Annotated in this window: 19 protein-coding genes; 17 read left to right on the top strand and 2 right to left on the bottom strand. The window is 37.5% G+C overall.

What is annotated here, in order from left to right:
• The first annotated feature begins 18 nt into the window (after nt 1–18).
• The 15 genes from infA to DN389_RS26520 all read left to right on the top strand — a co-directional run bounded on the left by infA (nt 19) and on the right by DN389_RS26520 (nt 9,639).
• Entirely contained in the window at nt 19–237 is a 219-nt protein-coding gene (infA, locus tag DN389_RS26590; RefSeq protein WP_001029884.1) for a translation initiation factor IF-1, read from the top strand.
• Between the two features lie 35 nt (nt 238–272).
• The gene (gene rpmJ / locus DN389_RS26585; protein WP_000868344.1) at nt 273–386 is read left to right on the top strand and encodes a 50S ribosomal protein L36; all 114 of its coding nucleotides are present in this window, start codon (nt 273–275) and stop codon (nt 384–386) included.
• A 21-nt stretch (nt 387–407) separates the two neighbouring features.
• Nucleotides 408–773 carry a 30S ribosomal protein S13 gene (gene rpsM, locus DN389_RS26580; RefSeq protein WP_000090790.1) on the top strand — a complete coding sequence of 122 codons (366 nt, stop codon included), beginning with the start codon at nt 408–410 and terminating at the stop codon, nt 771–773.
• A gap of 24 nt (nt 774–797) precedes the next feature.
• Nucleotides 798–1,187, top strand: coding sequence for a 30S ribosomal protein S11 (rpsK, locus tag DN389_RS26575; RefSeq protein WP_000101797.1), 390 nt, complete (start codon nt 798–800; stop codon nt 1,185–1,187).
• A 180-nt stretch (nt 1,188–1,367) separates the two neighbouring features.
• The gene (locus tag DN389_RS26570) at nt 1,368–2,312 is read left to right on the top strand and encodes a DNA-directed RNA polymerase subunit alpha (RefSeq protein WP_000569644.1); all 945 of its coding nucleotides are present in this window, start codon (nt 1,368–1,370) and stop codon (nt 2,310–2,312) included.
• A gap of 35 nt (nt 2,313–2,347) precedes the next feature.
• Nucleotides 2,348–2,710, top strand: a complete 363-nt coding sequence (gene rplQ / locus DN389_RS26565; RefSeq protein WP_000331490.1) for a 50S ribosomal protein L17 — start codon at nt 2,348–2,350, stop codon at nt 2,708–2,710.
• 103 nt (nt 2,711–2,813) lie between these two features.
• A complete protein-coding gene (locus DN389_RS26560) occupies nt 2,814–3,656 on the top strand; it encodes an energy-coupling factor ABC transporter ATP-binding protein (RefSeq protein WP_137035281.1) in 843 nt (280 codons plus the stop codon).
• On the top strand, nt 3,632–4,513 hold the full coding sequence (locus DN389_RS26555) for an energy-coupling factor ABC transporter ATP-binding protein (RefSeq protein ID WP_000406512.1): 882 nt from the start codon (nt 3,632–3,634) through the stop codon (nt 4,511–4,513). Before DN389_RS26560 ends, DN389_RS26555 begins: the two co-directional genes overlap by 25 nt.
• Nucleotides 4,501–5,295 carry an energy-coupling factor transporter transmembrane component T family protein gene (locus DN389_RS26550; protein ID WP_001186519.1) on the top strand — a complete coding sequence of 265 codons (795 nt, stop codon included), beginning with the start codon at nt 4,501–4,503 and terminating at the stop codon, nt 5,293–5,295. Before DN389_RS26555 ends, DN389_RS26550 begins: the two co-directional genes overlap by 13 nt.
• A 14-nt stretch (nt 5,296–5,309) precedes the next feature.
• Entirely contained in the window at nt 5,310–6,053 is a 744-nt protein-coding gene (gene truA / locus DN389_RS26545; RefSeq protein ID WP_149237769.1) for a tRNA pseudouridine(38-40) synthase TruA, read from the top strand.
• Between the two features lie 152 nt (nt 6,054–6,205).
• Nucleotides 6,206–6,643 (top strand): 50S ribosomal protein L13, encoded by a 438-nt coding sequence (gene rplM / locus DN389_RS26540; protein WP_001260795.1) that lies wholly within the window; start codon nt 6,206–6,208, stop codon nt 6,641–6,643.
• Nucleotides 6,644–6,664: 21 nt separating this feature from the next.
• Entirely contained in the window at nt 6,665–7,057 is a 393-nt protein-coding gene (gene rpsI, locus DN389_RS26535; RefSeq protein WP_000079986.1) for a 30S ribosomal protein S9, read from the top strand.
• A 162-nt stretch (nt 7,058–7,219) separates the two neighbouring features.
• Nucleotides 7,220–7,648, top strand: coding sequence for a YbaK family protein (locus DN389_RS26530; RefSeq protein ID WP_001101006.1), 429 nt, complete (start codon nt 7,220–7,222; stop codon nt 7,646–7,648).
• Nucleotides 7,649–7,714: 66 nt separating this feature from the next.
• Nucleotides 7,715–8,428, top strand: a complete 714-nt coding sequence (gene cwlD, locus DN389_RS26525; RefSeq protein WP_149237768.1) for an N-acetylmuramoyl-L-alanine amidase CwlD — start codon at nt 7,715–7,717, stop codon at nt 8,426–8,428.
• 143 nt (nt 8,429–8,571) lie between these two features.
• Nucleotides 8,572–9,639 (top strand): Mrp/NBP35 family ATP-binding protein, encoded by a 1,068-nt coding sequence (locus tag DN389_RS26520; RefSeq protein ID WP_000256609.1) that lies wholly within the window; start codon nt 8,572–8,574, stop codon nt 9,637–9,639.
• A gap of 56 nt (nt 9,640–9,695) precedes the next feature.
• On the opposite strand, the gene gerD is transcribed toward DN389_RS26520, so the two are convergent.
• The gene (gene gerD, locus DN389_RS26515) at nt 9,696–10,313 is read right to left on the bottom strand and encodes a spore germination protein GerD (protein WP_046953858.1); all 618 of its coding nucleotides are present in this window, start codon (nt 10,311–10,313) and stop codon (nt 9,696–9,698) included.
• Between the two features lie 139 nt (nt 10,314–10,452).
• Here gerD and kbaA point away from each other — a divergent pair, with 139 nt between their 5' ends.
• Entirely contained in the window at nt 10,453–11,064 is a 612-nt protein-coding gene (gene kbaA, locus DN389_RS26510; RefSeq protein WP_001088512.1) for a KinB signaling pathway activation protein KbaA, read from the top strand.
• A 127-nt stretch (nt 11,065–11,191) separates the two neighbouring features.
• Here kbaA and pdaB read toward each other — a convergent pair whose 3' ends face one another.
• Nucleotides 11,192–11,956, bottom strand: a complete 765-nt coding sequence (gene pdaB, locus DN389_RS26505; protein WP_000464699.1) for a polysaccharide deacetylase family sporulation protein PdaB — start codon at nt 11,954–11,956, stop codon at nt 11,192–11,194.
• A 170-nt stretch (nt 11,957–12,126) separates the two neighbouring features.
• On the opposite strand from pdaB, the gene DN389_RS26500 reads away from it, so the two are divergent.
• Entirely contained in the window at nt 12,127–12,345 is a 219-nt protein-coding gene (locus DN389_RS26500; protein WP_088121100.1) for a hypothetical protein, read from the top strand.
• Nucleotides 12,346–12,493: the final 148 nt, after the last annotated feature.

Genomic DNA, 12,493 nt, shown 5'->3' with positions numbered 1-12,493 from the left:
AGAAGGGAGAACTATTGAATGGCTAAAGATGATGTAATTGAAGTCGAAGGTACCGTTCTTGAAACGTTGCCAAATGCTATGTTCAAAGTAGAATTAGAGAATGGGCATGTCGTATTGGCTCACGTTTCTGGTAAAATCCGTATGAACTTCATTCGTATTTTACCAGGAGACAAAGTTACGGTAGAATTATCTCCGTACGATTTAAATCGTGGTCGTATTACGTACCGTTTTAAATAATATAGCACTCCGTAATCTTTAAGGAGGTTCGAGACATGAAAGTAAGACCGTCAGTTAAACCAATCTGCGAAAAATGTAAAGTTATTCGTAGACGTGGAAAAGTAATGGTTATTTGTGAAAACCCTAAACATAAACAAAAACAAGGTTAATCAGAAGGAGGTGCATTCAGAATGGCACGTATCGCAGGTGTAGATATTCCTCGAGACAAACGCGTTGTTATTTCTTTAACTTACGTATTCGGCATTGGTCGCACAACTGCTGAAAAAATTCTAACTGAAGCTGGTATTTCTTCAGAAACACGAGTTCGTGATTTAACGGAAGACGAACTAGGACGTATCCGTGATATCATCGATCGTATTAAAGTTGAGGGAGACCTTCGTCGTGAAGTATCTCTTAACATTAAACGTCTAATGGAGATCGGTTCTTACCGTGGTCTTCGTCACCGTCGTGGTTTACCAGTTCGTGGTCAAAACTCTAAAAACAATGCTCGTACACGTAAAGGTCCACGTCGTACAGTAGCAAATAAAAAGAAATAATAAGTAAAGGAGGTTGAACTAACAATGGCACGTAAAACAAACACTCGTAAAAAACGTGTGAAAAAGAATATTGAAGCTGGTATAGCTCATATTCGTTCTACTTTCAACAACACAATCGTAACACTTACAGATACTCATGGTAACGCACTTTCTTGGTCTAGTGCTGGTGCACTTGGTTTCCGTGGATCTCGTAAGTCTACTCCATTCGCTGCGCAAATGGCTGCTGAAGCTGCTGCTAAAGTTGCAATGGAGCACGGTTTAAAAACTTTAGAGGTTACTGTTAAAGGTCCTGGTGCTGGTCGTGAAGCTGCAATTCGTGCTCTTCAAGCTGCAGGTCTAGAAGTAACAGCAATTAGAGATGTTACTCCAGTTCCTCATAATGGATGTCGTCCACCAAAACGTCGTCGTGTGTAATTTTTCTGTATAGAATTTTCCCTTTTGTCTATAATGGATATGATGCATTATCGAGAAATTTCGTACAGAAACATCGCTTGTTGTGCACAATCGGGAACTGCCTAAGGGGGACTTTCGGTTAGACAGGGGGTATCCCTTTGTTTAACCGGGGTTTCGACGTTTTGAAGGAGGGTTTAGTTAATGATTGAAATCGAAAAGCCGAAAATCGAAACGGTTGAACTTAACGAAGATGCTAAATATGGTAAATTCGTAATTGAACCGCTTGAGCGTGGATATGGTACTACTTTGGGTAACTCCTTACGTCGTATTCTTTTATCCTCACTCCCTGGTGCCGCTGTTACTGCTATCCAAATCGATGGCGTATTACATGAATTTTCAACAGTTGAGGGCGTAGTAGAAGACGTTACGACGATCATCTTAAACTTGAAAAAGTTAGCTCTTAAAATCTACTCTGAAGAAGAGAAGACGTTGGAAATTGATGTGCAGGGCGAAGGTATTGTCACAGCTGCTGATATTACTCACGATAGTGATGTAGAAATCTTAAATCCAGATTTACACATTGCAACGTTAGCAAAAAATGCGCATTTCCGCATGCGTTTAACTGCAAAGCGTGGCCGTGGGTATACGCCAGCTGATGCAAATAAAAGCGAAGATCAACCAATAGGAGTAATTCCTATTGATTCTATTTATACTCCAGTATCACGTGTGACTTACCAAGTGGAAAAGACACGTGTCGGACAAGTGGCTAATTATGATAAGCTTACGCTTGATGTATGGACGGATGGAAGCATCGGGCCAAAAGAAGCTATCTCTTTAGGTGCCAAAATCTTAACTGAGCATTTAAATATCTTTGTTGGTTTAACTGATGAAGCACAAAATGCTGAGATTATGGTCGAGAAGGAAGAAGATCAAAAAGAGAAAGTTCTTGAGATGACTATCGAAGAACTAGATCTTTCTGTTCGTTCTTATAATTGCCTAAAACGTGCAGGAATTAATACTGTACAAGAGCTTGCGAACAAAACAGAAGAAGATATGATGAAAGTTCGTAACTTAGGACGTAAATCCTTAGAAGAAGTTAAACATAAGCTTGAGGAATTAGGTTTAGGTTTACGTAAAGACGACTGAGGATTTAAACCCATCAACAAAGGAGGGAACTACGAATGGCATACAGAAAATTAGGCCGTACAAGTGCGCAACGTAAAGCTATGTTACGTGATTTAGCTACTGATTTAATTATCAACGAGCGCATCCAAACGACAGAAACTCGTGCAAAAGAACTTCGTTCTGTAGTGGAAAAAATGATCACTTTAGGTAAACGCGGAGATCTTCACGCTCGTCGTCAAGCAGCAGCTTTCATTCGCAATGAAGTAGCTAACGCTGAGACTGGTCAAGATGCACTTCAAAAATTATTCGCTGATGTAGCTCCACGCTATGCTGAGCGCCAAGGCGGATACACTCGTATTGCAAAAATTGGTCCACGTCGCGGAGACGCAGCACCAATGGTAATTATCGAGTTAGTATAATGATAATTAAAAGGGCAGGACAGTTCTTTTCAAGAAACTGGTCATGGCCCTTTTTTTTAAATATAAAAATAGGCTAACTTGGCGAAGGAAAGGGTGCCTTGTATTGAAAAAAGAGAAACTTCGGACAGAAAATATATCATTTCAATATCCTGGGGCAGCCACTTATGCATTAAAAGATGTTTCATTTGCCTTGTATGAGGGAGAATGGGTATCTGTTATTGGACAAAACGGTTCAGGGAAGTCTACACTTGCAAAATTATTGAATGGTTTGTTTTTGCCGGAAGCAGGGACTATTACAGTAAATGATACAATGGTTTTATCAGAGGAAACGGTATGGGATGTTCGAAAACAAATTGGGATGGTATTTCAAAATCCAGACAATCAATTTGTTGGAACGACAGTGCAAGACGACGTTGTTTTTGGCTTAGAGAATATCGGAATGCCAAGAGAGCAAATGGTAGAAAGATTAAATCAGGCTCTCAAACTTGTCCGTATGGAAGATTTTCTTAATGATGAACCTCATTCGTTATCTGGTGGGCAAAAGCAGCGAGTGGCAATAGCAGGCGTTTTAGCACTTCAGCCATCTATTTTGATATTAGATGAAGCAACGTCAATGTTAGATCCTCAAGGGAGACGTGAAGTAGTAGAAACGGTTAGACAACTTGTTAATCAAAAAGGTATTACCGTGTTATCAATTACGCACGATTTAGAAGAAGCGGCACAATCAGATCGTGTCATTATTTTAAATAAGGGAGAAATATTAGAGGAAGGGACTCCAAAGCAAATCTTCAAGTCCTCTCATATGCTCCAAGAAATTGGATTAGATGTACCATTTTCAGTGAAAATAGCAGAATTATTAAAAAGAAATGAAATTCTCTTGCAAAATACGCATCTTACAATGGAAAGCTTGGTGAACGAACTTTGGAGATTACATTCCAAAAAGTAGAACATCGTTATCAATATAAAACTCCATTTGAAAGACGCGCACTTTATGATGTAGACGTGTCGTTTCCAAGTGGGGGCTATTATGCCATTATCGGTCATACTGGTTCAGGTAAGTCGACGATGATTCAACATTTAAATGGTTTATTGCAGCCGACGAATGGCACAGTTCAAATTGGTGAACATTTCATTTCGGCAGGAAAGAAAGAAAAAAAGCTAAAGCCACTACGTAAAAAGGTAGGGGTTGTCTTTCAATTCCCAGAACATCAGTTGTTTGAAGAGACTGTGGAGAAGGATATTTGTTTCGGCCCTACTAATTTTGGGATATCTGTAGAAGAAGCGAAGCAAAAGGCAAGAGAGGCAATTGAACTTGTAGGGTTAGAGCCAGAACTGTTAACACGTTCACCGTTTGAGTTAAGTGGTGGGCAAATGAGGCGTGTTGCGATAGCGGGTGTATTGGCGATGGAACCCGAAGTGCTTGTATTAGATGAACCTACAGCAGGACTAGATCCAAAAGGGCAGAATGAACTTATGGAGATGTTTTATAAGCTGCATAAGGAAAAAGGTCTTACAGTTATCCTAGTAACACATAATATGGAGGATGCTGCTAAGTATGCGGAGCAGATTGTAGTCATGCATAAAGGAACGGTCTTTTTGCAAGGAAGTGCAGAGGAAGTATTTTCACATGCTGATGAACTAGAGAAAATTGGCGTGGATCTTCCTATGTCTTTAAAGTATAAACGTGCAATTGAAGAGAAGTTTGGCATTTCAATCCCAAAGGCTACCTTATCTTTAGAGGATCTTACTCATGAAGTTGTGCAGGTGTTACGAAAAGGTGGTCATGAATCATGCAGCAGTTGATTATTGGAAGATATATTCCAGGGAAGTCTCTTATTCATCAACTTGATCCACGTACGAAGCTGCTGATTGTCTTTTTATATGTATTTGTTGTTTTCTTAGCAAATAATGCGATTTCATATGGATTTTTATTTTTATATGCACTCATTGCTTTATTTTTTGCAAAAGTGCCGATTCGTTATGTACTTTCGGGCTTAAAACCAATTCTATGGATTTTTCTTTTTACATTTTTCCTGCATATTTTTACAAATAAAGAAGGGGAAGTACTATTCCAGCTTGGTTGGTTTTCGATACATGAAAAAGGATTAGAGCAAGGGATATACATTTCTATACGATTCTTCGTTATTATTTTAATGACGACATTATTAACGTTAACGACGACACCTATTGAGATTACAGATGGTTTGGAGACGTTATTAAAGCCGTTGAAACGTATAAAAGTTCCTGTTCATGAAATCGCATTAATGATGTCAATTTCTCTTCGTTTTATTCCGACATTAATGGATGAAACAAGTAAAATAATGAAGGCACAAGCTTCACGTGGTATTGATTTCGCAGGAGGACCGATAAAAGATAGGATAAAAGCTATTATCTCACTACTCGTTCCTCTATTTATCAGTGCTTTTAAGCGTGCTGAGGACTTAGCAATTGCTATGGAAGCACGTGGGTATCAAAATGGCGAAGGACGTACTAAATTTAGGCAACTACGCTGGAAAACAAGCGATACAGTAACGATTATAAGCTTACTTTGTTTAGCTTGTATTTTGGCATGGGTGCGATCGTAATGGAGAATAGAGAAATGGATAGAATAAAATGTACGGTTGCATATGATGGCATGCATTTTTGTGGTTATCAAATTCAGCCGCAGCATCGTACTGTTCAACAAGAGATTGAGAAAGCTTTGCAGAAATTGCATAAAGGAGAACTTGTTCGTGTTCAGGCATCGGGCAGAACGGATTCTACTGTTCACGCTAAAGGACAAGTCATACACTTTGATACACCGTTGTCTCTTGAAGAGTGGCAATGGAGTAATGCATTAAACACAATGTTGCCAGATGATATTGTTATCAGACAGGTAGAGAAAAAAACAGAAGAATTTCATGCGCGTTACTGTGTCGAGAGAAAAGAATATCGTTATCGTGTATTATTATCAAAGACTGCGGATGTATTCCGTAGAAATTACGTATATCAATATCCATATCCGCTCGAAATAAGCTCTATAAGAAAAGCGATTCCTTATTTTATAGGAACGCATGATTTCACTTCTTTTTGTTCGGCAAAAACTGACAAAAAAGATAAAGTGCGAACGATTTATGAAATTGAGTTAATTGAGCAAGGCGATGAATTAATTTTTCGTTTTGTAGGTAATGGATTTTTATATAATATGGTCAGAATTATTGTTGGTACGTTACTTAGCGTAGGGCAAGGAAAGCTTGATCCTGATAGCATTCCAGAGATTTTAGCGAAACAAAATCGTCAGTTTGCTGGAAAGATGGCCCCAGGTCATGGACTTTACTTATGGCAGGTAAACTATAACAACTAATCCTGGTGTAACATTTGCTTGACATTAGAAACTCAAAAGTATATCATAACATATGGTATTGTTTCTAAAACCACGATTAGCCCCGGAAGGAAATCGTGTTTAAGATAAACAATAGATTTTTTCTATGGAAAAGATAACGAGGAGGGAAACACATGCGTACGACTTTTATGGCAAAAGCTAACGAAGTTGAGCGTAAATGGTATGTGGTTGATGCTGAAGGTCAAACTTTAGGTCGCCTATCTACTGAAGTAGCATCTATTTTACGCGGTAAAAACAAACCTACATTTACACCACACGTTGACACGGGTGATCATGTAATTATTATTAACGCTGAAAAAATTCATTTAACAGGTAATAAATTAAACGATAAAATTTACTACCGTCACACTAACCACCCAGGTGGACTTAAACAAAGAACAGCTCTAGAAATGCGTACAAACTACCCTGTACAAATGTTAGAGCTTGCAATTAAAGGGATGCTTCCAAAAGGACGTTTAGGACGTCAAGTATCTAAGAAATTAAACGTGTATGCTGGAGCAGAGCATCCACACCAAGCACAAAAACCAGAAGTTTACGAACTTCGCGGATAATCAATTAAAGGAGGGCTTACTTTGGCACAGGTTCAATACTATGGCACTGGACGTCGTAAGAGTTCAGTAGCGCGCGTACGCCTAGTTCCAGGCGAAGGACGCGTTATCATTAACGGTCGTGATTTTGAAAACTATATCCCATTTGCTGCATTACGTGAAGTAGTGAAACAACCTCTAGTTGCAACAGAAACTTTAGGTAACTACGATGTACTTGTAAACGTAAATGGTGGTGGATACACTGGTCAAGCTGGTGCTATTCGTCACGGTATTTCTCGCGCTTTATTAAAAGCTGATCCAGAATACCGTCTAACACTAAAACGTGCAGGTCTATTAACTCGTGACGCACGTATGAAAGAGCGTAAAAAATACGGTCTTAAAGGCGCACGTCGTGCACCTCAGTTCTCAAAACGTTAATTTTTGCGAACTACAAACCCCAACCATTTTGGTTGGGGTTTTTTTATGTTTCATTCCTCTTTTGTAATTTTTGTAGTTTGGAATATTTTAGTGCTATTCTCTCGCGTATGCTTCTTCTTTAGAAGTTTAGACTAATACGTATTAGGGAGGTTTATAAGTACTATGAATGTCATTGTCAGCTTACAAGAAAAACAAAAAGAAAAGCAGTTGAAATATGAACGGAAGATGCTGCGAGAATTATCATTAAAAACATTACGTTCAAATATTAGGGATGCCTTTCAGATGCAGGAACTTCATCGTCAGTATGAAGATTACTGTATTGAATTAGGGATAGAATCGTATTTATTAGGAGCGAGATACAGTAAGTTTGGTTATTATGGTGAATCATTCTTTGATGTGAAATATAGAGCCTTAGAAGAAGAGCAACAATTAACGGAAACACTATTCCAATTTTTAACGAGCATGACTATGCGGGAAATTAAGTTACAAGATGAGGAATTACTTTTTGAATCCTGCCAGCAGTTTATCGGCTTATGGTGGCAGGAAGGATATGAAAAAGGTGAAAGAAGATATCGATTAAAGCTTCATTAAGACAAGCATAAACTTTCCTCTTGTCCCATATAAGTAATTAGAGGGACTAGCTGGAGGAGGAAAGGTATGAAGAGAATTCGAATTATCTCTTTTGCACTCGCTGCGGTTGTTTTGTTTTTTTTAGTCAAACAAGAATTTCAAATTACAAAATCGTGGCGAGCTTGGAATTTACCCTTATCAGGGAAAGTGATTGTATTGGATGCTGGGCATGGTGGGCCAGACGGAGGGGCTGTTGGTGGAAAAGATATTATAGAAAAAGATATTACGCTTGAAATTACAAAGAAGGTACAAGATTATTTACAAGAACAAGGTGCACTAGTTATTTTAACACGTGAGGGAGATTATGATTTAGCTCAGAAAGATACAAAATCATATAGTAGACGTAAAGCAGAGGATCTAAAAAAGCGTGTAGAGATTATTAATAAGCCTGATGTAGACTTTTTTGCGAGTATTCATTTAAATGCTTTAACTAGTAGTGGATCGAAAGGCGCACAAACGTTCTACTATCGTTCTTCGGTTGAAAATGAACGTGCTGCGAAATTTATACAAGCTGAATTGAGAACGAGTTTAGAGAATACGAATCGTTCTGCTAAAACAATTTCTCATGTGTATTTATTGAAGTATACGAAAACACCAGGTGCTCTAATTGAAGCTGGCTTTTTATCGAATGTAAACGAAAGGTATATGTTAAATTCGGAGAAATATCAGCAAAAGGTAGCGGCTGCAGTATATCGTGGTATATTACGTTATTTCACGGAAAAAGGGAATCCTCCAGAATAAGGAGGATTTTTTGAGTTTCTCCCGTTAACGAAGTTTTCCGAAAATATGTTATACTGGAAATGTAAACGCATTTATTTCAAAAATAAAGAGAGATAAATTTAATTAACATTACGTTATTTTTCATACAGGGGGCTGGGCTAACTATGGTAACGAAAGAGCAAGTAGTGGAAGCGTTAGAAGGGATTGTAGATCCGTTTTTACATAAAACGTTAAAAGAAACAGGTGCAATTAAAGAGGTAACAGTTAAGCCTGAGAAGGAACATGTAAGTGTTAAAATTGCAATTGTAAAAACCGGTACAGCGGAACAAATGCAATTGCAATCTGGAATTGTAAAATTAGTAAAAGAACTAGGAGCAGCAACAGTAGGGCTTCGCTTTGCAGAATTTACAGAAGAGGAATTAGCTCAGTTTGCACCGGAACAGGAAGAAGAGCAAACTGAATCTTTATTGTCACCAAATTCAAAAACAACATTTTTAGCAGTGGCGAGTGGAAAAGGTGGAGTCGGAAAATCAACAGTTTCTGTTAACCTTGCTATTGCTTTAGCTCGTCTAGGTAAAAAGGTTGGTATCATTGATGCTGATATTTATGGTTTTAGCGTACCGGATATGATGGGGATAGAAAAACGTCCTGTTGTAAGAGGGGATAGAATCATTCCAGTGGAGCGTCTAGGTGTAAAGGTAATTTCAATGGGATTCTTTGTAGAAGATAATGCACCGGTTATTTGGAGAGGCCCTATGCTTGGGAAAATGTTAAATCACTTCTTTACAGAAGTAGAGTGGGGCGATTTAGACTATTTAGTTTTAGATTTACCACCGGGTACAGGTGATGTTGCGCTAGACTTACACTCAATGTTGCCAGCTTGTAAAGAGATTATTGTAACAACGCCACATCCAACAGCGGCATTTGTGGCAGCGCGTGCTGGAGCCATGGCTTTACGTACAGAACATAGTATTCTTGGTGTTGTTGAAAATATGGCGTATTTTGAAAGTAAAACAACTGGTGAAAAAGAATATGTGTTTGGAAGAGGTGGAGGAGATAAATTAGCTACAGAACTTCAAACAGAAGTACTTGGCCGAATCCCGCTTCAACAACCTGATTGGAATAAAGATGACTTTGCGCCTTCAGTATATGAAGATACACATACGACAGGTCTTATTTATCGTACGATAGCTGAGACAGTAATTGATAAAATAGCTGTCGCGCAAAAATAAAATAATAATGAGTGGACGATACATATATTGTCCACTCATTATTATAATTATTATTTTTACTGTTGCTCCTTTTTACCGTCTTGGGAACCACCTTCACCGCCTGCTTCTTTTTTATCAGATCCACTTTTTTCGGCCTTTTGTACACCTTTACTAATAATATCAATCATCTTAGCTTGGAAGAGTGGGCTTTCGGCAGTTTCGGTTAGTACTTGTTGTAAATATTGGCGGTATTCTTTGCTCTTCATTGTTTGTAACATCATTTTTTCTACTTCAGGGTTTTTCATAATTTCTATAACGCCTGCTTGGTATTCAGGGTCTTTTAGTAATGTTTTCATTAAGGTTGTTTGTTCTTTTCCCATACTTTTAGCGAATTTCGATGAGAACTCAGGGTCTTTAAAGAGCTTTTCCCAGAATTGTTGCCCTTTGTCGGATACCATTGCATCTTCAATCGTTTTCTTTACTACTGTTTCATCTAGTATGAGTGCTTGTTTCATTTTTTCATCAGTTAACACATCTTGAATGGCTTTCTTACCTTGATCGGTTTTTAAAATATCAACAATCATTTTCTTCGTTTGATCGTAATCAAGTTCGGACTTTGCTTCTTTTCCTTGTGCACATGCTACAAGTACAAGAAATAGAAAAGAAGAAGTCAAAATGAGCAGCATCCGTTTCATAAGTTGGAACTCCTTTCAACACAGTTCTCTCTTTTTAATATAAATATCTTTAAGGAATTTATACATGAACATGGCTAGCTTTTTGAAATTGTCATTGATACAATTTAATTAGAAATATAAGGATAATGGGGGATGTGTTGTGAATAGCCGCAAGTGGGTACGACTGTTTTTTACGACGTTGTTTCTTGGTGGGATTAGCACGGTCATTATTGGATTTGTTTTGGAGTGGGACAAGTACGTTAAATTTTTTCAAAATTTCGACGGAAAGGAGATTTTAGCAGTTTCCTTCTGGTTGATGGGTGTAGGATTTATTTTTAGTGTTATAAGTCAAATGGGGTTCTTTGCCTATTTAACAATCCATCGTTTTGGACTGGGGATGTTTAGGTCACCTTCTTTATGGAATGCAGTCCAGCTCTTCTTTATTGCATTCGTTTTATTTGATTTCGTGTATTTAAGATCCATATTGATTGCAAATGGGGAAGTTTCGTTAGGGAATAACATACTTGTTGCAGGTGTATTATTTATGTTTGGGGCGATTGTTGCTTACATAAAAAGTAAAGAAACGAATAGAAAGGCATTTGTGCCCGCTTTGTTCTTTATGGTTGTTGTAACAATTCTTGAGTGGGTGCCAGCGCTTCGTATTAATGACACAGATTGGTTGTATTTAATGGTGATACCACTTTTATTATGTAATGCATATCAGTTACTTATATTACATCGTTTAATTGGAAAGGCGAGTAAGTCGGCTTAAGTAAGAGAAATTTTTGAGTTTTTATGCAGGGTGGTTGTACGAATATAAATATCGGGATGAAAAAAGCTCTACTACCTTAATGATAGGTAGTAGAGCTTTTTATGTGTGAAGGCACGAGGGAAAAGAATTACCTTACATCTTTACTTTTTGTACTTGTGTTAGAAATAAGTTGTGATACCGATATTTGCTCATATCCGTCACTCTTTAATTTTTGCAGAAGCAGTGGTAAAGCTTTATTTGTTTGAAGGGCAGAATCGGATGCATGTAATAAGACGATATCTCCACCTTTTAAATTAGTAGAGACATTGGAAACGATATTGTTTACACCTGGGTTTTTCCAGTCGTTTGAGTTATTACTCCAATGGACGATGGTGTATCCGAGTGATTCTGCTATTTTAAGTGTTGCTTTGTTAAAGTCTCCACTAGGTGGACGTAATAGTTTGACTTGTTTCACACCAAGTTTTGTAAAAACATCTTGTGCTCGTAAAAGATCTCTTCGTATTTCATTTGCCTCTAGAGAAGTGTAGGACGTGTAATTATAGCCCATACTACCGATTTCATGTCCATCTTTTATGATGCGTTCAACAACATCAGGGTGTCTTTCTGCCCATGCAGCAGAAACGAAGAAGGTTGCATTCTTAATGTCTCTTTCTTTAAGTGTGTCAAGGATTGGAATTGCTTTTTTGTCTCCCCAACTAATATCAAACGTGAATGCAACTTGTTTTTTAGAGGTGTCTCCTTTGTAAATAACTTTAGGTCCTGTCGCAGTTGAAAAAGCAGATTCATGTGAATATGTTTTCAAAAAGAGAAGCCATGCTGTAAATAAGGAAAGTATCACTATTAAGCTAATGTGTTTAAAAGCTCGTTTACTCGTAATAAAAAAGAAAAACATAATATTACGCCCCTTTGTCCAATCCTTTTCAGTTACATATATGCTTTAAATATTAAAAAGAGAACAAAGGATTAATATCGTAAGCAGTGGATATAATGAATGATAGGATTTTGATAAGTGAAAATGAGCGTAACGTTTATTGCTTTGTAAGAAATGATTGAGGTGATGATTTGCTTGGGTTTATGTTAACAAAAGAAGAGAAAAAAGAAATGGAATACATATTGAAGAGAGAGTTAGAAGAACTGTTATTTGATTTTCAAGATGAACGTATTCATGACGTTGTAAAAAAGGCGATGGAAGAAAGATATAAAATCATTTTTTGTTTGTTTCGAAGAGTCGCTAATGCAGAAGAGTGTATGCGTTATGTAAGGAAAAGAATTTTTTATTAAAAAGTGTTGACGTTAATGGTTATTATATGATAAATTAATAACCGTCGCTGATGCGGAAACGCAGAAGACGATAAAAAAGAAATTTAAAAAACTTAGTTGACATTGAAAAATGAAGATGTTAACATAAGGAAGTCGCAAATGAGCGACC

The sequence above is a fragment of the Bacillus sp. AY3-1 genome, from assembly GCF_008368785.1.
Classification (GTDB): Bacteria; Bacillota; Bacilli; order Bacillales; family Bacillaceae_G; genus Bacillus_A; species Bacillus_A wiedmannii.
Note: the sequence above shows the minus strand (reverse complement) of the source record. Positions and strands in the feature narration are given on the sequence as shown.

What these genes read in the sequence shown, in the direction of transcription:
- infA (WP_001029884.1), top strand. Translation starts at nt 19, where the DNA reads ATGGCTAAAGATGATGTAATTGAAGTCGAAGGTACCGTTCTTGAAACG.
- rpmJ (WP_000868344.1), top strand. Translation starts at nt 273, where the DNA reads ATGAAAGTAAGACCGTCAGTTAAACCAATCTGCGAAAAATGTAAAGTT.
- rpsM (WP_000090790.1), top strand. Translation starts at nt 408, where the DNA reads ATGGCACGTATCGCAGGTGTAGATATTCCTCGAGACAAACGCGTTGTT.
- rpsK (WP_000101797.1), top strand. Translation starts at nt 798, where the DNA reads ATGGCACGTAAAACAAACACTCGTAAAAAACGTGTGAAAAAGAATATT.
- DN389_RS26570 (WP_000569644.1), top strand. Translation starts at nt 1,368, where the DNA reads ATGATTGAAATCGAAAAGCCGAAAATCGAAACGGTTGAACTTAACGAA.
- rplQ (WP_000331490.1), top strand. Translation starts at nt 2,348, where the DNA reads ATGGCATACAGAAAATTAGGCCGTACAAGTGCGCAACGTAAAGCTATG.
- DN389_RS26550 (WP_001186519.1), top strand. Translation starts at nt 4,501, where the DNA reads ATGCAGCAGTTGATTATTGGAAGATATATTCCAGGGAAGTCTCTTATT.
- truA (WP_149237769.1), top strand. Translation starts at nt 5,310, where the DNA reads ATGGATAGAATAAAATGTACGGTTGCATATGATGGCATGCATTTTTGT.
- rplM (WP_001260795.1), top strand. Translation starts at nt 6,206, where the DNA reads ATGCGTACGACTTTTATGGCAAAAGCTAACGAAGTTGAGCGTAAATGG.
- DN389_RS26530 (WP_001101006.1), top strand. Translation starts at nt 7,220, where the DNA reads ATGAATGTCATTGTCAGCTTACAAGAAAAACAAAAAGAAAAGCAGTTG.
- cwlD (WP_149237768.1), top strand. Translation starts at nt 7,715, where the DNA reads ATGAAGAGAATTCGAATTATCTCTTTTGCACTCGCTGCGGTTGTTTTG.
- DN389_RS26520 (WP_000256609.1), top strand. Translation starts at nt 8,572, where the DNA reads ATGGTAACGAAAGAGCAAGTAGTGGAAGCGTTAGAAGGGATTGTAGAT.
- gerD (WP_046953858.1), bottom strand. Translation starts at nt 10,313, where the DNA reads ATGAAACGGATGCTGCTCATTTTGACTTCTTCTTTTCTATTTCTTGTA.
- pdaB (WP_000464699.1), bottom strand. Translation starts at nt 11,956, where the DNA reads ATGTTTTTCTTTTTTATTACGAGTAAACGAGCTTTTAAACACATTAGC.